The sequence below is a fragment of the Pseudomonas sp. MN1F genome (assembly GCF_009391885.1).
Taxonomy (GTDB): Bacteria; Pseudomonadota; Gammaproteobacteria; order Pseudomonadales; family Pseudomonadaceae; genus Aquipseudomonas.
Window position 1 is genome coordinate 26,338 of record NZ_VZII01000051.1, and the last position, 18,489, is coordinate 44,826.

At 62.7% G+C, this 18,489-nt stretch carries 16 protein-coding genes and 1 pseudogene; 5 read left to right on the forward strand and 12 right to left on the reverse strand.

The annotated features are described in order from the left end of the window. Nucleotides 1–665 precede the first annotated feature (665 nt). The 4 genes from F6X59_RS23590 to F6X59_RS23605 form a co-directional block, all read right to left on the reverse strand. Nucleotides 666–1,139, reverse strand: coding sequence for an inhibitor of vertebrate lysozyme family protein (locus F6X59_RS23590; protein WP_152958410.1), 474 nt, complete (start codon nt 1,137–1,139; stop codon nt 666–668). A 2-nt stretch (nt 1,140–1,141) separates the two neighbouring features. Continuing rightward, nucleotides 1,142–1,303, reverse strand: coding sequence for a DUF1328 domain-containing protein (locus tag F6X59_RS23595; RefSeq protein WP_003252966.1), 162 nt, complete (start codon nt 1,301–1,303; stop codon nt 1,142–1,144). Nucleotides 1,304–1,346: 43 nt separating this feature from the next. Next, nucleotides 1,347–1,640 (reverse strand): hypothetical protein, encoded by a 294-nt coding sequence (locus F6X59_RS23600; protein WP_152958411.1) that lies wholly within the window; start codon nt 1,638–1,640, stop codon nt 1,347–1,349. A 177-nt stretch (nt 1,641–1,817) separates the two neighbouring features. Then, on the reverse strand, nt 1,818–2,621 hold the full coding sequence (locus tag F6X59_RS23605) for a BON domain-containing protein (protein ID WP_256669406.1): 804 nt from the start codon (nt 2,619–2,621) through the stop codon (nt 1,818–1,820). 228 nt (nt 2,622–2,849) lie between these two features. Between F6X59_RS23605 and algB the strand changes: the two genes are divergently transcribed. Both algB and F6X59_RS23615 read left to right on the forward strand, forming a co-directional pair. After that, nucleotides 2,850–4,196: a sigma-54-dependent response regulator transcription factor AlgB gene (gene algB / locus F6X59_RS23610; protein WP_152958412.1), complete on the forward strand. Its 1,347-nt coding sequence runs from the start codon at nt 2,850–2,852 to the stop codon at nt 4,194–4,196. Between the two features lie 8 nt (nt 4,197–4,204). Further along, nucleotides 4,205–5,971 carry a KinB sensor domain-containing domain gene (locus F6X59_RS23615; protein WP_152958413.1) on the forward strand — a complete coding sequence of 589 codons (1,767 nt, stop codon included), beginning with the start codon at nt 4,205–4,207 and terminating at the stop codon, nt 5,969–5,971. A 12-nt stretch (nt 5,972–5,983) separates the two neighbouring features. Here the strand turns inward: F6X59_RS23615 and F6X59_RS23620 are convergent, their stop codons facing one another. The 7 genes and pseudogenes from F6X59_RS23620 to F6X59_RS23650 all read right to left on the reverse strand — a co-directional run bounded on the left by F6X59_RS23620 (nt 5,984) and on the right by F6X59_RS23650 (nt 13,180). After that, nucleotides 5,984–7,603: an EAL domain-containing protein gene (locus F6X59_RS23620; protein WP_152958414.1), complete on the reverse strand. Its 1,620-nt coding sequence runs from the start codon at nt 7,601–7,603 to the stop codon at nt 5,984–5,986. Between the two features lie 82 nt (nt 7,604–7,685). Further along, nucleotides 7,686–8,462: an N-acetylmuramoyl-L-alanine amidase gene (locus tag F6X59_RS23625; RefSeq protein WP_218572259.1), complete on the reverse strand. Its 777-nt coding sequence runs from the start codon at nt 8,460–8,462 to the stop codon at nt 7,686–7,688. A gap of 65 nt (nt 8,463–8,527) precedes the next feature. Beyond that, nucleotides 8,528–10,474: a GGDEF domain-containing protein gene (locus tag F6X59_RS23630; protein WP_152958416.1), complete on the reverse strand. Its 1,947-nt coding sequence runs from the start codon at nt 10,472–10,474 to the stop codon at nt 8,528–8,530. Between the two features lie 98 nt (nt 10,475–10,572). Further along, a pseudogene (locus F6X59_RS23635) lies at nt 10,573–11,405 on the reverse strand (endonuclease/exonuclease/phosphatase family protein). A gap of 34 nt (nt 11,406–11,439) precedes the next feature. After that, a complete protein-coding gene (dsbA, locus tag F6X59_RS23640; protein ID WP_152958418.1) occupies nt 11,440–12,075 on the reverse strand; it encodes a thiol:disulfide interchange protein DsbA in 636 nt (211 codons plus the stop codon). 153 nt (nt 12,076–12,228) lie between these two features. Continuing rightward, nucleotides 12,229–12,846 carry a cytochrome c gene (locus F6X59_RS23645; RefSeq protein ID WP_152958419.1) on the reverse strand — a complete coding sequence of 206 codons (618 nt, stop codon included), beginning with the start codon at nt 12,844–12,846 and terminating at the stop codon, nt 12,229–12,231. Nucleotides 12,847–12,877: 31 nt separating this feature from the next. Beyond that, nucleotides 12,878–13,180 (reverse strand): cytochrome c5 family protein, encoded by a 303-nt coding sequence (locus tag F6X59_RS23650; RefSeq protein WP_152958420.1) that lies wholly within the window; start codon nt 13,178–13,180, stop codon nt 12,878–12,880. Nucleotides 13,181–13,373: 193 nt separating this feature from the next. Between F6X59_RS23650 and yihA the strand changes: the two genes are divergently transcribed. Further along, nucleotides 13,374–14,006 carry a ribosome biogenesis GTP-binding protein YihA/YsxC gene (yihA, locus tag F6X59_RS23655; RefSeq protein WP_152958421.1) on the forward strand — a complete coding sequence of 211 codons (633 nt, stop codon included), beginning with the start codon at nt 13,374–13,376 and terminating at the stop codon, nt 14,004–14,006. A 336-nt stretch (nt 14,007–14,342) separates the two neighbouring features. On the opposite strand, the gene polA is transcribed toward yihA, so the two are convergent. Continuing rightward, nucleotides 14,343–17,090, reverse strand: a complete 2,748-nt coding sequence (gene polA, locus F6X59_RS23660; RefSeq protein ID WP_152958422.1) for a DNA polymerase I — start codon at nt 17,088–17,090, stop codon at nt 14,343–14,345. A 74-nt stretch (nt 17,091–17,164) separates the two neighbouring features. Between polA and F6X59_RS23665 the strand changes: the two genes are divergently transcribed. After that, the gene (locus F6X59_RS23665; protein WP_152958423.1) at nt 17,165–17,452 is read left to right on the forward strand and encodes a DUF2782 domain-containing protein; all 288 of its coding nucleotides are present in this window, start codon (nt 17,165–17,167) and stop codon (nt 17,450–17,452) included. 71 nt (nt 17,453–17,523) lie between these two features. Continuing rightward, nucleotides 17,524–18,474, forward strand: a complete 951-nt coding sequence (locus F6X59_RS23670) for a homoserine kinase (RefSeq protein ID WP_152958424.1) — start codon at nt 17,524–17,526, stop codon at nt 18,472–18,474. The last annotated feature ends 15 nt before the right edge of the window (nt 18,475–18,489 follow it).

Here is an 18,489-nt window from a genome sequence, read left to right on the forward strand (position 1 = left end):
CAACGTCACGGTGAGCTTTTGGCTTCCGTCCGGGGACCTCGTGTAAGGACACCGCGAGCGAGCGACAGGGCGCTCGGGCCAGCGAAAAAGGCGGCAACTATTGCGATGGGGAAGGCCGAAATCTAATGCCGGAAACGCATACCCCATGCAGATTCGGCATAACAAAACGAGTCAAATCCCAGCACACGTAAGTCATTGATTTATAACGTTCGGAAATCCGAACAAGACCAAACCGCCATAATTCGGCAGTTTTGGCGGTGTGTTGGCGGGGATAAAAACGGCTTGTTCGACAAACCGAATGGCCGAAATGCCACTTGCGCGACCACCGTATCGGACGAAAAAAAATGGATGTACGGTCAAGACAAAATGTGTCTTGTAGGTCAAAACCTGAAAGGAATCAGCAAAAGGGGACATGGCGCCTCGGAAGCCAGGCCCGGTTGCGGTGTTTGTCAGACACCCCCGGCCTGAAGCTTCCGATTCTGCCTTTTCCTGACCCGGCCCAATGCTGGAGGTACTCCCTGTACCCCTAGGCCACTCCGATCCTGCAACAATCAGAACAGCCCGGCCCCCTGGTCATGCGCTACCCCTCCTCGGGGCGGCGCATCATAGAAGCGAGAAAGATAGAAAGGTTCCGCTTCTATTGCATGACAGCGCGCGACCGCTGGTCAGTACCACTTCGGATCGCGCTTGAGTTGCTCCTGCAACATAGCCTTCATGCCGTCGTCCGGTTTACCCAGCCAGCGGTACTGCGCATGGCGGGTGGGCGACTTGTCACTCGGCAAGCCTTCGGGCACTTCCACAAGCATTCCGTAGGCATCGTCCTTGTCCCAGCTGAACGCCACGATCAGGCGCTTGTAGGTGCAGTTCTGCGGCGACTCGCACAGCGGGCCGACCAGATACTTGTCGCCGTCTTCGGTCACCGCAGACATCTGCTCCTGGCCGCTGCCACTCAGGTTGATCACCCAATCGGGCAAGCGTTCCTCGCCTTTGATCGTGTCTTGCCAGGTTTCCCGGTATTCGGGGTCCGAGCCGAGCAACTGCTCGACCCGGACCTGGCCATCGTTGGCCGCCAGCACCGTTGCACTACCGCCCGACAGCCAGGCAGCAGCAGCCAGGGCTGCGCATAGCTTCCTGCTCATCTTCAACCTCGTCCACGTCCAAAGAAGAAGGAGGCTACGAACAGGACCAGGAAGACAATAAACAGGATCTTCGCGATACCCGTAGCGGCGCCAGCGATACCACCGAAGCCAAGCACAGCGGCGACAATGGCGATGATGAGGAAAGTGATAGCCCAGCTAAGCATGATGCTTCTCCTTTCTTTTTTTGAAATCGGTCCGGCCAGCGTCTCAGAACACCCAGCGCTGCTGGGGCGCGACGTTATCCACAGTGGCCGGTGAAGTATTGGCGGCAGGCCGCTGCCCGGCAGGTTCGGCGGCTTTTACCAGGGTGTTGGCGCGGCTTGCCTGAATCTGCGTCAGCAGCGCGGTTTGCGCTGCCACCTGATCAGCCAGGCGCGCGGTCTGCCAGCTGTAATAGAAGAGGCCGGCGGCCAAAGTCAGCAGCAATGCCATCCCGAGGAACAGGAACTGGCGCACGGGGAGTGCGACATTCAGCGAGCGTTTGACGGATGGGCGGTTCATGCCGGCTTCTCCTACTGTAATTTTTCTGTTCAAACCTGAACAAGTAATTGCAGCCTGCATGCCAGCCCATCTAATCAATTAAAATCCTTTAAAATCAATTAGTTATGATTATCGTACAATGCCATTGAGGACGTATCCTGCACGATGCCCCTGCTGGCGTCGTGCGAATTGCACGATTCAACCCTCGACCTTGGTCGCCACTTTGAGCAGATCAGCGTCGACACCCCGCACCCCGATGATCTGCCGGGCGATAGCCACGGCGATGGTCTTCTGCTCGCTGCTGACCACCTCACCGGTCAGCCGGACCATGCCTTGTTCGCTGGCCACCTTGATATTCAGGCCGTCCAGATTGCGGCTGAAGCGCAAGCTGGTCTGAATCTTGTCGACCACCCAGCTATCGCTTGGCTGCGGCCCGCTCGCAGCGCCCGCAGGGTTCTCCCTGGCCTTGGCCATTGCGGCGGTATCCAGGCTGACCAGGTTGTTGACCAGGTGTACGCCGGCGGTGGTGCGCGCCACCACGCCCGCCAGTTCCTTGGCCTCGGCAGTGTCGACCTTGCCACGCAGGGTCACCACGCCATCGCTGCTTTGCACTTCGATCGGGGCTTTCTCCGTGGTCCGGCTCCACAGCAAGCGCGCGCGGATCACCGCCGCCAAGGTCACATCCTCCAGCCGCTGGGCGTAGGCGCGCAGCTCCAGCGGGCGCTCGACCAGTTCAGGGTTGACCCGCAACTGGTTGTCGACCTGCTCGATACCCCGTGTGGCCAAGGCCACCTGCGCGGCCAACTCGCGCTCGACGCTATTCTCGACTTCACCGGACAGGCGAGCCCGCGGGCCATCGACCTCGGCCTTGATGCGAAACGGGTTGAGCATCCGGTTGAGGGCCAGCGCAGTTTGCAGCGAACCCTCCAGGCGAGCGTCCTGAACAGGGTCGGCGGACGCAGGTGTGCAAACGGACAGCAGGGTGGCCGCCAACACGGCCATTCGGATGGTAGGGGACACGGGTGTACCTCCTTTAAGTTGGCAAAAGCAGAAAATCATCGCAACCAATGTGCCAGCGCGCTGCTCTAAGAAAATCATCGAGATATCCGGCGTCACGGCACGGTTTGGCCATTGGCTAGCATGCAAAGGACAGATTCCTTCACAATTGACCGTGCAACTTGCCCGATTTTTCCCACACTAATTGAAGATCTACCCGAAGGAGCGCAGGAAATGGAACCAGCCCAGGACAACCAAGGCCGCATTCTGCTGGTGGATGACGAGTCCGCGATCCTGCGCACCTTCCGCTACTGCCTGGAAGACGAGGGATACAGCGTGGCCACGGCCAACAGCGCCGCACAGGCTGACGCCTTGCTGCAGCGCCAGGTGTTCGACCTGTGCTTCCTCGACCTGCGCCTGGGCGAGGACAACGGCCTGGATGTGCTGGCGCAGATGCGCATTCAGGCGCCGTGGATGCGGGTGGTGATCGTCACCGCGCATTCAGCGATCGACACCGCAGTCGATGCCATCCAGGCCGGCGCCGCCGATTACCTGGTCAAGCCCTGCAGCCCCGATCAGTTGCGCCTGGCCACCGCCAAGCAGCTGGAAGTCCGTCAACTCTCGGCGCGCCTGGAGGCCCTCGAAGGCGAAGTGCGCAAACCCAAGGACGGCCTCGACTCGCACAGCCCGGCGATGATGGCCGTGCTGGAAACCGCCCGCCAGGTGGCCAGCACCGATGCCAACATCCTCATTCTCGGCGAGTCGGGCACCGGCAAGGGCGAACTGGCCCGCGCCATCCACGGCTGGAGCAAGCGAGCACGCAAGGCCTGCGTGACCATCAACTGCCCGTCGCTGAATGCCGAACTGATGGAAAGCGAATTGTTCGGCCATACCCGCGGGGCGTTTACCGGCGCCAGCGAAAGCACCCTGGGTCGCGTCAACCAGGCGGACGGCGGCACGCTGTTCCTCGATGAAATCGGCGATTTCCCCCTGACCTTGCAGCCCAAGCTGCTGCGCTTCATCCAGGACAAGGAATACGAGCGGGTGGGCGACCCGGTCACCCGCCGCGCCGACGTGCGCATCCTCGCAGCGACCAACCTCAACCTTGACGACATGGTGCGCGAGAACCGTTTCCGCGAAGACCTGCTGTACCGCCTCAACGTCATTACCCTGCACCTGCCGCCGCTGCGCGAGCGCAGCGAGGACATCCTGACCCTGGCCGACCGCTTCCTGGCCCGCTTCGTCAAGGAATACTCCCGTCCGGCCCGTGGTTTCAGCGACGAGGCGCGCAGCGCGCTGCTCAACTACCGTTGGCCGGGCAATATCCGCGAACTGCGCAACGTGATTGAACGCGCCAGCATCATCTGCCCTCAGGAACGCGTGGAGATCATCCACCTGGGGATGGGCGAACAACCGGCAGGCAATGCGCCTCGGGTAGGCGCAGCCATGAGCCTGGATGAGCTGGAGCGCGCGCACATCGGCGCAGTGCTGGCTGCCAGCGACACCCTCGACCAGGCTGCCAAGACCCTCGGCATCGACGCCTCCACGCTCTACCGCAAACGCAAGCAGTACAACCTGTGAAGCTGCCGATGAAGCTGCGCACGCGGCTCTTCCTCAGCATCTCGGCCCTGGTGACCGTGGCCCTGCTGGGCTTGTTGCTGGGGTTGGTGAGCGTGCTGCAGATGGCCACGGTGCAGCAACAGTCGGTGCGCGAAACCACCCATGCGCTGGAAGTGGGCTTGAAACTGCGGCAGAACCTCGGCGAGCAATTGACACTGCTGCTGGACGAGGACACCGCACCGGACAGCCTGCGCCCCCTGCAGGACAATTTCCAGGAGCTGCTCAACCAAGGGCTGGCGCTAGGCGGCGAACGCACCGGTTTCAGCAAGGCCAGCAGCAACTACCAAGCCTTCCTGCAGGCTTACCGCGACAGCCCGGCACCGGCCCGCAGCATGGGTGTAGAGCAGCCACTGGGCGCGGCATTCAACCAGGTGCGCACCGACCTGATCGATTCGCACAAGCAAGCCCTCGACTACATCACCCGCAGCGAAGAGCACACCCGTGACCGCGCCTTGCTGGTCAGCGGGGTACTCGGCCTGATGGGCCTGGTAGTGGTGGTGCTCGGTTTCGTCACCGCGCACAACATCGCCCGCCGCTTCGGCCAGCCGATCGAAGCGCTGGCCAAGGCTGCCGACCAGCTAGGCCAAGGGGATTTCGACATCACCTTGCCGGTCACCCAGGCCATCGAGCTCAACCAGCTGACCCGCCGCTTCGGGCTGATGGCCGATGCCCTGCGCAAGCACCAGGCAACCAATGTCGATGAACTGTTGGCCGGCCAGCAGCGGCTGCAGGCCGTGCTCGACAGCATCGACGATGGCTTGCTGATCATCGACCGCCAAGGGCATCTCGAACACCTCAACCCGGTCGCCCAGCGGCAGCTGGGCTGGAGCGACAGCCGGGTCGGCAGCGGCCTGGCCGACGCCCTGCAGCGCCCGGAGCTGGAACAACAGCTGCGCCAGGTATTGCGTGGCGGCAGCCTGGATCGGCCACCGGAAGACCTGAGCATCGAGGTCGACGAAGAAACCCGCCTGCTGACCTACAGCCTTACCCCGGTCAGCCATCCGCAAGGGCCGATTCTGGGTGCGGTGATGGTGTTGCACGATGTCACCGAGCAACGCGCTTTCGAGCGCGTGCGCAGTGAGTTCGTGCTACGTGCTTCCCATGAATTGCGCACCCCGGTCACCGGCATGCACATGGCATTTGGCCTGCTGCGCGAGCGGTTGAAATTCCCGCCCGAGGCTCGCGAGAGCGATCTGCTGGAGACCATCGGCGAGGAAATGCAGCGCCTGACCCAGCTGATCAACGACCTGCTCAACTTCTCGCGCTACCAGAGCGGCTTGCAGAAGCTCGAGCTTGCCCCATGCGCCATCGACGAACTGCTCGACAGGGCGCAAGCACGCTTCAGCGACCAGGCCGCCAACAAGCAGATCGAGCTGATCAAAGCCCTGGAGCCTCCGCTGCCGCGCATTCAGGCCGACGTGGCGCAACTCGACCGGGTGCTGGACAACCTGCTGCACAACGCCATCCGCCATACCGCCAATGGTGGGCGCATCCGCCTGCTTGCCCGGCGCCACGCGGAGCGGGTGATCATCAGTGTCGAGGACAATGGAGAAGGCATTGCCTACGGGCAACAGGGGAGGATCTTCGAACCGTTCGTACAGGTCGGGCGCAAGAAAGGCGGCGCCGGGTTGGGGCTGGCACTGTGCAAGGAGATCGTGCAGTTGCATGGCGGGCGCATGGGGGTGTTTTCCCGACCAGGCCAGGGCACTCAATTCTATATGGCCTTGCCAGTCTGACCTTGCCAGCGCTCAGGGCTCATCATCGATCCGCGCCCGCCGTGGCTGCCGGCCGCGGGTCACCAGCTCGGCGAACTGCCGGGCATTGAGCGGATGGGCAAACAGCCAGCCCTGCCCGTAATTTACCCCCTCGCTGTTGAGCAGCACTGCCTGCGCCTCACACTCGATGCCCTCGGCAATCACCCGCAGATGCAGGTCATGGGCCATGCGAATGATGTGCGGCGCCACACCGCTGCTGGCGGCGTCGTGCCCCAGGGCATCGATGAACGCCTTGTCGATCTTCAGGCAGTCCACCGGCAAGGTCTGCAGGTAGGCCAGGCTGCAATAGCCCGTGCCAAAATCGTCGATCAGCACCTGATGCCCGACCGCACGCAGGGCCTGCAAGTTATCCCGCGCTACCACCACGTCGATCAGCCCGCGCTCGGTGACTTCAAAGGCAATCTGGCTGGCCGCGACGCGGTGCAACGCCAGCAGCCGCGCTGCCACCCGGCCAATGCGCGGTACCATCACATCGCAGGCCGCCAGGTTCACCGAGATATAAAGATTGCGATGCGAGCGCAGCAACTGGCCCAGCTGCTCCAACACGCGTTGCAGCACGAAGTCGGTGATCTGGCGGATCTGCCCGGTGTTTTCCGCCAGTGGAATGAACAAGTCCGGGCTGGTCAACGAGCCGTCCGGACGACGCCAGCGCACCAAGGCCTCGGCACCGACACAGCGACGGCTGTCGAGCTCGATGATCGGCTGATACAGCACCTGCAGCTCACCCCGGCGCAGGGCATTTTGCAGTTCGGAACTCATCGAGCGCCGCTGCAGGATCAGCTGCAGCACCAGCCAGCCGATGCAGCAGGCCGCCAGCACACTGCCAGGGAACAGCAGCCAGAGCATGCCGTTCATGCGTAACGGCAGGCTGGCCCGCGGTGCAATCAGCACCAGTTGGTAGTCCGGCGACTTGGTCGGCATGCGATAGACCAGCCGATCGCGCAGCTCGAACAAAGACTTCTGGCTGGGCGGTGGCCAGCCACTGGTCGGCGGCCAGGCCTGGGGCGGGCCCAGCACAGGGATTGCACGGGTGCCGTTGTCCAGCACCACCAGCAAGCTGCCGCCTGGTGGCAGGTCGACCACGTCGGTCAGGTGCCCGCGTGAAGTGGAAACCAGGAAATTACCCCGCGCCAGCATCAAGGCAGCGAGGTTTTCGTTGGGTTCAGTGGTGGTATTGAGCCAGTAGCTGTAGGTCGGGCCCTGAATATCCGGCGCGCGCGTTGGCACGAATGCCCTTGCCCCGCCCCGGTTGGAGCAAGCGACATTGGCATCCACATAAGCTGCTTCATAAATGAAGCGCGAGCCCAAGCCGACCTGCTGCAACACCGAAATCATCGCCGGGCTGCAGCCGCGCAGCGACTGCGCCTGCAGTTCGTCGACGCCCTCGCGCAGTTGGCCGAACACCTGCTCCAGGCGTTCGAGAAAGCGCTCGCCCTGGGCGTTCATCTGCGCGCTCTCGCTTTCCTTCATCTGCTGCAGCGCGATACCGATGCTGGCGGTCAGCAATACTGCGGCGCTGGCCAACGCTGCCAGGGAGGCCAGCATCCAGGGGCGGTAAAAAAATTGGCGCAACGCAGAAATCAGGGCAGACATGGGCAGCATCCAGTTGATTAACAAGGTATAGCAACTGGAGTGAGAATCGGCTCTGCCGTTTGGCGCCCGAATGCAATTCGCCTTAGCGCATGCGATTGAGCACCGAAAGCATGGCTGCGGTCTGCGCGTCCGGCATGCCGTCGAAACGCTGCGGGCGGAAGTGCATCTGGAAGGCGGCGATCACATGCTGCGTGGTGACATCCAGCTGCCCGGTCTGCTCGATGGCATAGCCGAAGCGCGCCAGCTCCTGCTGGTACCAGCCGATGGTCGGTGGATTGACGTTGAAATAAGCCTGCTGGCGGGCCACGGCATTGGGCTCAGGCCAGACGCCGAGGCCTGCATCTGCCAGGCGCTTCCAGGGGAACAACGGGCCTGGGTCGAGCTTGCGCGATGGGGCAATATCGCTGTGACCGATGATGTGACGCGGCTCGATGTTGTTGCGCTTGACGATGTCCTTGAGCAAGGCGATCAACGACTGGATCTGCGCCTCGCTGTAGGGGTACCAGACGCGGCCATTGGCAGTGTCATCGAACCCCGGGTTGACGATCTCGATGCCGATGGAGCTGGAATTCAGCCAGGTGCGCCCCTGCCACTGGCTGTCACCGGCATGCCAGGCGCGGCGGTTTTCGTCGACCAGCTGGTAGACCGTGCCTGGGCCGTCGCCGATCAGGTAATGGGCGCTGACCTCGCCATGGGTCAGCAATGCCAGCGAACGCTCCAGCGAGGCGTTGGTGTAGTGCAGGACGACGAACTGGATACGGTTGTCCTGGTTGGCGGAAGGGTGGCTGCGGTCGATGCGCAGGCCGGTCGAGCAACCGGCGAGTACGAGCATCAGCAATGCGGAAATAAACGCTTTCATGTGGGAAGCCAAGCTAATCAGGCAGTAACGCAATAGCATAACGTATGCGCGGGCGTGCCACCCGTTCAGCTTTGTTCCACGCGGTTACGGCCTAGATCCTTGGCCCGGTACAACGCGGTATCGGCGCGCTTGAGCACCTGGTCGCCACGTTCGCCGGAACGGAAGGCGCTCAAACCGATGGATGTGGTGATGACCACGCGCTCACCCTTGAAATGGAACGGGCAGGCCTCGATCGCCGCGCGCAGCGCTTCGGCCACTTGAACAGCGGCGGCGGGCGAGGTCTGCGGCAGCAACAGCACGAACTCTTCGCCACCGAACCGGGCAATGAAATCACGTGGGCGCAGGCGTTTGCGCAATTGGTCGGCAACGATCTTCAGCACCTTGTCGCCGGCCAGGTGGCCGTAACTGTCGTTGATGCGCTTGAAGTGGTCCAGGTCGAGGATTGCCATGGCCAGGTGACCGCCGCTTTCCTGCCAGTCGAGCATTTCGCGCTCGACCTGCTCGGTCCAGGCTGCACGGTTGGGCAAGCCGGTCAGTGGATCGATCAGCGCCTTCTGCCGTTGTTCTTCCAGGTGTTCGCGATAGCCAAGCGCTTCCTGCTCCATGCTCGCCACCCGCTCGGCCAGGCCCTGCAGGCGCCCGGCAAGTTCCTGCTCACGGCGGTCACGTTCATGCTGGTGCTCGTCCATGGTGCCCAGCAGTGTTTCCAGGCGGTTTTCCAGGATGTGCTTGAGGCTGTCCACATCCACTGCGCCCTGCACGCTGCTTTGCAAGCCATCGACCTGTTCACGCAGCTGGCTGTCGAGTTCGCGCGCGGCGGAACTGTTGTCGGCATGGCCGGCGCTGGCTTCGTGCAGGTGGCTCTGGAAGCTGTCGAGGCGCTCATTGAGCTGCTGCAGGTAGGTTTCGAATTCGTGCTGGCCGCTGTCGGTGATCGCCAGCATGAGCACGGCCAGGTCATCGAGGACCGGGATCAGTTCATACCAGTTCAGCCCGCGTGCTACCCGCTCGCGCATTACCAGGGCCTGAGCCTTGTGGCGCTCGGGGAGGCTGAGGTCATCCAGCAGGCCGATCAGCGTCTGCTCGATGTGCGCAGCGACCTGGCTGTAAGGGGGTTCCACCGCATCGGGAAGGGAATAGGGGCCGTCCTCACCGAAGATTTCTTCGAGCGGCGCAGGCACCGCGGCTGCCGGGGGCTCAGGCTGTTCCTGCACCTCGGGCGCATGATCGGCCTGCGGCTCAGCTTCAGGCTGGGCCACTACCGGTTGTTCAACGCCGTGAGGCTCTACAAGCTGCTCCGGCTGGGCGACAAGGGCAGCCTCCTCAGGCTCCGGGGCAGGCGCGGCGGCAGCCAGAGGTTGCAGCTCGTCCGCATCACGCGGCGGCAAGTCGACCAGTACAGGCCCGTCCGGCTGCGGTTGGGCTTCGGCCGGCGCGATTTCAGGCGCAGCTTGTGCAGACTGACCAGCCTCTGCCTGAGGCTCGTTGTCTCGGTTACCGAACAGGCGCTGCAAGAAGCCCGGCCGGGCCTCGTCATCCGGCTTGCTCAGCGACGAAAGGGCACGCCCTTGCAGGCCACTGAGTTCACCCAGCAGTGGCGGTAACTCGCGTGACTGGGCGACCCCGCCATCGAGCTTCTTCGCCAGCTTTTTCAGTGGCCGGGCAACTTCACCGGGCAGTGGCAAAGCTTGCAGCTGGGTAACCAGCGCGTTCAGGGCATCACTGACCTGATTCATGCGGGTTTCCCGGCGCTGCTCGGAGTCCAGCACCGCCTTTTCCAGACGCGGAATCAACCCGGCAAGGCCGGCGTCCATGTTGTCGCTGCGGATGACCTCGCGCATTTCCTTCATGCACTGGTCGACGACCTTGTCGCTGCCTTCGGCCGCCAGGGTACTGCGCACCAGGCCACGGCGCAGCAGGTCGAGACGCGCGTCCCAGCGGCGTTCGAGCTTTTCCTGCTGTTCGATGCTTTTAAGGTATTTTTCTTTCCAGCGCTCGGCTTCTTCGGTCATGCCTGGATCCGCGACGGGTAATGCATCTGTGGGCTGTGTAATTACACGCTGTCGGCGCGCCCAGCGAACACTTGAGGGCTTGCCGCGCTTTAGCTGATCTAGCTCAAGACCGGCAGCGTATCCACAGTCAGTGCATCAGGCAATCGGATCTCCACCGCAACGGGAAGATGGTCGGAAATCGGCTGCGCCAGCACCTCGACCCGCTCCAGGGTCAGGCTCGGGCTGAGCAGGATGTGGTCCAGGCAGCGCTGCGGGCGCCAGCTGGGGAAGGTGGCTTCGACCTGGGGTGCGATCAGGCCCAGATCGCGCAGGGGCGAATGCTCGAGCAGGTCGGTTGCGTGGGTATTCATGTCCCCCATCAGGACCTGATGGCGGTAGCCGCCAATCAGCTCACGGATGTAGCCCAATTGCAGGGCGCGCGTCTTGGCACCCAGGGCCAGGTGCATCATGACCACGATCAGCGCATCCTCACCCTCACCAAAACGCACCAGGATCGCACCCCGGCCGGCCGGGCCGGGCAGCGGGTGATCTTCGAGGAGCTGCGGCTTCAGGCGGCTGAGCACGCCATTGCTGTGCTGGGCAAAACGCCCGAGGTTGCGATTGAGCTGCTGGTACCAGTAAGGGAAGGAACCCAGTTGGGCCAGGTGCTCCACCTGGTTGACGTAGCCAGAGCGCAGGCTGCCGCCATCGGCCTCCTGCAGGGCCACCAGGTCGAAGTCGTTGAGCAACTGACCGATTTTCTGCAGGTTACCGGCCCGCCCGGTGTGCGGCAGCAGGTGCTGCCAACTGCGGGTCAGGTAATGCCGGTAGCGCTCGGTGCTGATGCCGACCTGGATGTTGAAGCTCAGCAGCCGCAGACGACCATCCTCGGGCAGGCCTGTGGCCTGCAGGTGATGCTCGTTGACCTGCGGCTGGTGCAGGCCAATGCCACGCGCGGTTCTGAAGCGGCGCATGGGGTACGCCGCTTACTTAGCGGCGCGCTCCTTGGCGATCAGTTGGTCGGCGACGTTCAGCACGCCGTCCGGACCGCCTGCGGTACCCAGGTCGAAGCGGTACTTGCCGTTCACCACCATGCTCGGTACGCCGGTGATTTCGTACTTCTTCGCCAGTTCCTTGGCCTGGTTGACCTGGCCCTTGATGGCGAACGAGTTGAAGGTAGCGAGGAACTTGTCCTTGTCGACGCCCTGGGTGGCGAGGAAGTCGGCCATGTCTTGCGGGTCGGTCAGGCGCTTGCGCTGGTTCTGGATGGCGTCGAAGACTGCGGCATGAACCTTCTGCTCGACGCCCATGGCTTCGAGGGTCAGGAACATCTGGCCGTGGGCGTCCCACGGGCCGCCGAACATGGCCGGTACGCGCTTGAAGTTGACGTCCTTGGGCAGCTTCTCGACCCATGGGTTGATAGTCGGCTCGAAGTGGTAGCAGTGTGGGCAGCCATACCAGAACAGCTCGACCACTTCGATCTTGCCTGGCTGGGATACCGGAACAGGGTTGCTCAGCTCGATGTATTCCTTGCCGGCAGTGGCAGGCTCTGCAGCCTGGACGGCAGTCATCCCGAAGACGCTGGCAGCGACCAGCGCGGCGCTGAGAATCAGTTTACGCATGCTTTACTCCTGAGCATTCATTGGTCGCCTCGACGCGACCTGTGCTGTGACCGGTGGCGAAGGGCCCGAGTTCTGTAGTGTAACGGCTGCGGACAGAAAAAAGGGCGGCCCGCGCCGCCCTTTCATCTTTAGCGTTGCAGCATTAACCGAATGTTAATGCAGGCCCTGGATGTAGCTGGCCAGCGCTTCGATCTCATGATTGCTCAGCTTGCCGGCGATGGTGCGCATGGTCATCGCATCGCCGTCGTTGGTGCGGTTGCCTTCGCGGAAGTCAGTGAGCTGCTTGGTCACGTATTGCGAATGCTGGCCGCCCAGGTGCGGGAAGCCGGCGAGGGCGATACCCGCGCCGTTGGGCGAGTGGCAGCCGGTACAGGCAGGCATGCCTTTTTCCAGGTTGCCACCATTGAACAGCGCCCGGCCACGCTCGACCAACTTGGGATCGGCAGCACCGACGCTGCCTTTCTGGCTGGAGAACCAGGCGGCGATATCGGCCAGGTCCTGGTCACTGAAATTGGCCAGCATGCCGGTCATTTCCAGCACGGTGCGCTTGCCCGACTTGATGTCGTGCAGTTGCTTTTCCAGATAGCGCTGGCCCTGGCCAGCCAGTTTCGGGAAGTTCGGCGCCAGGCTGTTGCCGTCCGGGTTGTGGCAAGCACCACAGACGGCCGTCTTGGCCTGGCCAGCGGCGGCATCGCCTTTGATAGGTTGCGCAGCAGTGGCCGCACCTGCGACACCCAGGGTCAACAGCAGACTCACGACTAGTTTGTTCATCAGCTAATCCAACACGGCTAAGGGTGAAATGTTATGTATCGGGACTGCCGCTCATCCAAAGGATGACCAAACGGTAGTCCTCGGCACTGCAGTCCATGCACAATCCACGCGGCGGCATAGCCTTGAAACCCTGGGTAACATGCACCACCAGCTGCTCCATGCCTTGCGCCAGCCTTGGCTCCCAAGCTGCCGGGTCACCCTTCTGGGGCGCCTGTGGCAACTGCCCGGCGTGACAGGCCGCACACGTGCGGTTGTACAACGCCTCGGGATCCTGTGTAGCCTGTGCGCTGAAAAACGGCAGGAACATACCGACAGCTAGCAGCCATTTCGCCAAGCGAAACGACCTGACAGGGTTGGGGGACGCGCTGCGTTCTGATGCGCGAGCTATTGTTCGACACCCCATGCACATTCCCCTTCGCTGAGAGAATGAGCACACAAAAACTGGGGCATTATATACTTCCGCCATCCAAACGGAAACGACACCGCTTGCCAGCCTCGGCTTTGGCAACACCCACATCGGATATCCCATGCAAGTCAAGAACCCCATCCTCGGCCTCTGCCAGAAAGCCACATTCGCCCTCAGCGCTGCCAAGGTCGAACAATGCCCGGACGACCAGGGTTACGAGGTGGCTTTCGCCGGCCGCTCCAACGCCGGCAAATCCAGCGCCCTCAATACCCTGACTCATGCCAGCCTGGCGCGTACCTCGAAAACCCCGGGGCGCACCCAGCTGTTGAATTTCTTCAGTCTGGACGATGAACGGCGTTTGGTCGACCTGCCGGGCTACGGATATGCAAAAGTCCCGATTCCGCTCAAGCAGCACTGGCAGAAGCACCTGGAAGCCTACCTGGGCAGCCGTGACTGCCTGAAAGGCATCATCTTGATGATGGATGTGCGTCACCCGATGACCGACTTCGACAAGATGATGCTCGACTGGGCCAGAGCCAGTGGCATGCCGATGCATATTCTGCTGACCAAAGCCGACAAGCTCACCCACGGCGCTGGCAAGAACACCTTGCTCAAGGTGCAGTCGGAAATCCGTAAAGGGTGGGGTGACACGGCGACCATCCAGCTGTTCTCGGCGCCCAAGCGCCTGGGCCTGGAAGAAGCCTACCGGGTGCTGGCTGACTGGATGAAACTGGAAGACAAGCCGGTTGCCTGATCTGTAGATACCGGTCCCTGTGGGCAGCCCGCAGGGACCGATACTCGAATTTCGGGCAAAAAAAACCCCGGACTTCGTATGGGGAGGGGGAAGTTCGGGGTTCAAGTCTGGACCGCTAGGGCGGGGTCCAGGTATCTGCCAACACTTAACACAACATAGGAGCATCGAAAGGCTTCACCAGCCATTCAGTTACTCTGAGTTCCGCTTCACCGGTTTAGTTCCGGAGCGCTCAAAACTATTTGCGATAGTTTCATGCAACTCCTGAACTAATGGCATCGAGCCATGCCAGGATCCGCGTCACTACGTCGCAGATCCTACACACCTTTCCCCGCTCAATCAGTGAGCTTCGTCCCAATTCGAACCAACACCTGCCTCGACCACCAACGGAACATCCAGCTGCGCGGCGTTGCTCATGTGCGTGCGAATTTCATCTTTCACTTGCTCGACCAGGTCTTCACGCACCTCAAGCACCAGTTCGTCGTGCACCTGCAGGATCACCCGTGCGTCCAGGCCGCTCTCGTTCAGCCAGTTGTCGACGTTGACCATGGCGCGCTTGATGATGTCGGCGGCTGTGCCCTGCATCGGCGCGTTGATCGCCGTGCGCTCGGCGCCCTTGCGCAGGGCCGGGTTCTTGGCGTTGATGTCCGGCAGGTACAGGCGACGGCCGAACAGGGTTTCGACGAAGCCCTGCTCGGCGGCCTGGGCGCGAGTGCGCTCCATGTAGGCCAACACGCCCGGGTAGCGGGCGAAGTAGCGGTCGATGTAGTCCTGCGACTGCTTGCGGTCGACGCCAATCTGCTTGGCCAGGCCAAACGCACTCATGCCGTAGATCAGGCCGAAGTTGATGGCCTTGGCGCTGCGGCGCTGGTCGGTGGTGACGTCTTCCAGCGCTACGTTGAACACTTCCGCCGCCGTCGCGCGGTGCACGTCCAGATCGTTGCGGAAGGCATGCAACAGGCCTTCGTCCTTGGCCAGGTGGGCCATGATGCGCAGTTCGATCTGCGAATAGTCCGCCGCCAGCAGCTTGTAGCCGGGGCTGGCAATGAACGCCTGACGAATGCGTCGGCCCTCGGCGGTGCGGATCGGGATGTTCTGCAGGTTCGGGTCGCTCGACGACAGGCGCCCGGTGGCGGCCACTGCCTGCTGGTAGGACGTGTGAATACGCCCGGTGCGCGGGTTGATCTGCCCTGGCAGCTTGTCGGTGTAGGTGCTCTTGAGCTTGCTCAGGCTGCGGTACTGCATCAGCACCTCAGGCAGCGGGTAGCCTTGCTCGGCAAGTTCGTCGAGCACCGCTTCGGCAGTGGACGGCTGGCCCTTGGCGGTCTTGCTCAGCACCGGCATGCCCAGCTTGTCATAGAGGATCGCGCCTAGCTGCTTTGGCGAACCGAGGTTGAATTCCTCGCCGGCCAGCGCGTAGGCGCGCTGCTCCAGGTCAACCATCTTCACGCCCAGCTCGCCGCTTTGTACCTGCAACAACGCAGCATCGACCAGCGCGCCCTGGCGCTCGATCTTGGCCAGCACCGGCACCAGCGGCATCTCGATGTCCATCAGCACCGGCTGCACGCTTGGCGTCTGCGCCAGGCGCGCCTGCAGCGCGTGGTGCAGGCGCAGGGTGATGTCGGCGTCCTCGGCGGCGTAAGGGCCGGCCTTGTCCAGGTTGATCTGGTTGAAGGTCAGCTGCTTGGCACCCTTGCCGGCGATGTCCTCGAAGGCGATGGTGGTGTGGTCGAGGTACTTCAGCGCCAGGCTGTCCATGTCATGCCGGGTGGCAGTGGAATTGAGCACGTACGATTCGAGCATGGTGTCGTAGGCCACACCGCGCATCTCGATGGCTGGCGAGTTGTTGGCAAGGATGTTGATGTCGTACTTGGCGTTTTGCCCGACCTTGGCCTTGGCCGGGTCTTCCAGCAGCGGCTTCAGCGCCAGCAACACAGCCTCGCGGTCCAGCTGGGCCGGTGCGCCTTCATAGTCGTGAGCCAGCGGCACATAAGCGGCTTCATGGGGCTCGACCGCGAACGACAGGCCAACCAGCTGCGCCTGCTGGGCGTCCAGGCTGGTGGTCTCGGTGTCGAAGGCGAACAGCGGCGCCTGGCGCAGCTTCTCCAGCCAGGCGTCGAAGCGGGCTTGATCGAGGATGGTCTCGTACTTGGGCTCGACCGTGGCGGCCGGCACTTCGACCGCTGCGACAACATCGCCGGCCCTGGCCGCATCGCGCTGCACATCGGCAATCCAGCTCTTGAACTCCATCTCGGTGTACAGCGCCAGCAGCGCTTCGCGGTCAGGCTCGCCGCAGACCAGCGCTTCGACTTCCACATCCAGCGGTACATCGCACTTGATGGTGGCCAGCTCATAGGACAGGAACGCTGCATCGCGGTGCTCCTCGAGCTTGGCGGGCAAGGTCTTGGCGCCACGGATGGCCAGGGCCGGGACCTTGTCGAGGTTGGCGTACAGGTCGCTGAGGCCACCGCCGATTCCGGTCAGCAGGCCAACAGCGGTTTTCTCACCGACGCCAGGCACGCCCGGGATGTTGTCGACCTTGTCGCCCATCAGGGCGAGGAAGTCGATAATGTGTTCCGGGCCAACGCCGAACTTTTCGTGCACACCGGCCACGTCCAGCACACTGCCGGTCATGGTGTTGACCAAGGTCACGTGGCCGTCCACCAGCTGTGCCATGTCCTTGTCGCCGGTCGAGATGATCACCGGGCGGCCCCGGGTCGCGCTGCTGCGGGCGAGGGTGCCGATCACGTCATCGGCCTCGACGCCTTCTACGCATAGCAGCGGGTACCCCAGTGCCCGGACGCTGGCGTGCAGCGGCTCGACCTGCACCCGCAGGTCGTCGGGCATGCTCGGGCGGTTGGCCTTGTATTCGGCGAACATGGCATCGCGGAAGGTCCCGCCCTTGGCGTCGAAGACCACCGCGAACAGGCTGTCGGGGTATTGCTTGCGCAGGCTCTTGAGCATGTTCAGCACACCCTTGACCGCCCCGGTCGGCATGCCCTTGGAAGTGGTCAGCGGCGGCAGCGCATGGAAGGCGCGGTACAGGTAGGAGGAACCGTCCACCAGGACGAGGGGCGCTTGGCTCATGAGCAGAATCAACCTTTTCGGCGGGTCCGGAGCTAGAATAGCCGGATCAATGACGACAAAGGGACTAGGTTATCATGCGTAAACTCAATCGCCTGTTACTGCTCGGCCTGTTGGCAACCATGCCGGTCGTCACCCTGGCGGCGGAAGACGCCCCCTCGGCCGATCCCGAGGTGACCATTCGCACGGAAGGCGATAAAACCATCCAGGAATACCGTCAAAATGGCTTCCTGTATGCGATCAAGATCACGCCGAAACACGGCAAGCCGTATTTCCTGGTACGCGCCGATGGCACCGATGCCAATTTCATTCGTTCCGACCAGCCGGACATGCTGATCCCGTCCTGGAAGATTTTCGAGTGGTAAGCTGACGCGCGCACCGTTCACATCAACCCGGCACTTCCCGGCGGAAGTGCCCGTATGGGCTTTTTTTCATCATGTCAGTCTTCACCCCCGTGACCCGGCCTGAGCTGGAAACCTTTCTGGCACCGTACGAGCTGGGCCGTCTGCTCGACTTCCAGGGCATTGCCGCCGGTACCGAGAACAGCAACTTCTTCGTCAGCCTCGAACAGGGTGAGTTCGTCCTGACGCTGGTCGAGCGCGGCCCGGTCGAGGACATGCCGTTCTTCATCGAGTTGCTGGACGTGCTGCACGCTGCCGACATGCCGGTGCCCTATGCCCTGCGTGACCGTGACGGCAATGCCCTGCGCGAGCTGTGCGGCAAGCCGGCCTTGCTGCAACCGCGGCTGTCGGGCAAGCACATCAAGGCGCCGAACGCCCAGCACTGCGCCCAGGTCGGCGAACTGCTGGCGCACATTCACCTGGCCACCCGCGAGCACATCATCGAGCGCCGCACCGACCGCGGCCTGGACTGGATGCTGGCATCCGGTGCAGAGCTGCTGCCGCGCCTGAGCGCCGAGCAGGTCACACTGTTGCAGCCTGCGCTGGACGAGATCACCGCGCACAAGGCGCAGATCCTGGCCTTGCCACGGGCCAACCTGCATGCCGACCTGTTCCGCGACAACGTGATGTTCGAAGGTACCCACCTGACCGGTGTGATCGACTTCTACAACGCCTGCTCCGGGCCGATGCTGTATGACATCGCCATCACCGTGAACGACTGGTGCCTGAATGAGCACGGCGCGATCGATGTGCCGCGCGCTCAGGCACTGCTGGCGGCCTATGCGGCGTTGCGGCCGTTTACCGCAGCCGAAGCCGAGCTGTGGCCGGAGATGTTGCGGGTAGGCTGCGTGCGCTTCTGGCTGTCGCGCCTGATTGCGGCGGAATCGTTTGCCGGGATGGATGTGATGATCCACGACCCGAGCGAGTTCGAAGTGCGCCTGGCGCAGCGCCAGCAAGTGGCGTTGCACTTGCCGTTCGCCCTCTAGTTCCTGTTCTGATTC

What these genes read in the sequence shown, in the direction of transcription:
- F6X59_RS23595 (WP_003252966.1), bottom strand. Translation starts at nt 1,303, where the DNA reads ATGCTTAGCTGGGCTATCACTTTCCTCATCATCGCCATTGTCGCCGCT.
- F6X59_RS23625 (WP_218572259.1), bottom strand. Translation starts at nt 8,462, where the DNA reads ATGAAAGCGTTTATTTCCGCATTGCTGATGCTCGTACTCGCCGGTTGC.
- polA (WP_152958422.1), bottom strand. Translation starts at nt 17,090, where the DNA reads ATGAGCCAAGCGCCCCTCGTCCTGGTGGACGGTTCCTCCTACCTGTAC.
- F6X59_RS23620 (WP_152958414.1), bottom strand. Translation starts at nt 7,603, where the DNA reads ATGTCTGCCCTGATTTCTGCGTTGCGCCAATTTTTTTACCGCCCCTGG.
- yihA (WP_152958421.1), top strand. Translation starts at nt 13,374, where the DNA reads ATGCAAGTCAAGAACCCCATCCTCGGCCTCTGCCAGAAAGCCACATTC.
- F6X59_RS23600 (WP_152958411.1), bottom strand. Translation starts at nt 1,640, where the DNA reads ATGAACCGCCCATCCGTCAAACGCTCGCTGAATGTCGCACTCCCCGTG.
- F6X59_RS23665 (WP_152958423.1), top strand. Translation starts at nt 17,165, where the DNA reads ATGCGTAAACTCAATCGCCTGTTACTGCTCGGCCTGTTGGCAACCATG.
- dsbA (WP_152958418.1), bottom strand. Translation starts at nt 12,075, where the DNA reads ATGCGTAAACTGATTCTCAGCGCCGCGCTGGTCGCTGCCAGCGTCTTC.
- algB (WP_152958412.1), top strand. Translation starts at nt 2,850, where the DNA reads ATGGAACCAGCCCAGGACAACCAAGGCCGCATTCTGCTGGTGGATGAC.
- F6X59_RS23615 (WP_152958413.1), top strand. Translation starts at nt 4,205, where the DNA reads ATGAAGCTGCGCACGCGGCTCTTCCTCAGCATCTCGGCCCTGGTGACC.
- F6X59_RS23670 (WP_152958424.1), top strand. Translation starts at nt 17,524, where the DNA reads ATGTCAGTCTTCACCCCCGTGACCCGGCCTGAGCTGGAAACCTTTCTG.
- F6X59_RS23605 (WP_256669406.1), bottom strand. Translation starts at nt 2,621, where the DNA reads ATGGCCGTGTTGGCGGCCACCCTGCTGTCCGTTTGCACACCTGCGTCC.
- F6X59_RS23645 (WP_152958419.1), bottom strand. Translation starts at nt 12,846, where the DNA reads ATGAACAAACTAGTCGTGAGTCTGCTGTTGACCCTGGGTGTCGCAGGT.
- F6X59_RS23630 (WP_152958416.1), bottom strand. Translation starts at nt 10,474, where the DNA reads ATGACCGAAGAAGCCGAGCGCTGGAAAGAAAAATACCTTAAAAGCATC.
- F6X59_RS23590 (WP_152958410.1), bottom strand. Translation starts at nt 1,139, where the DNA reads ATGAGCAGGAAGCTATGCGCAGCCCTGGCTGCTGCTGCCTGGCTGTCG.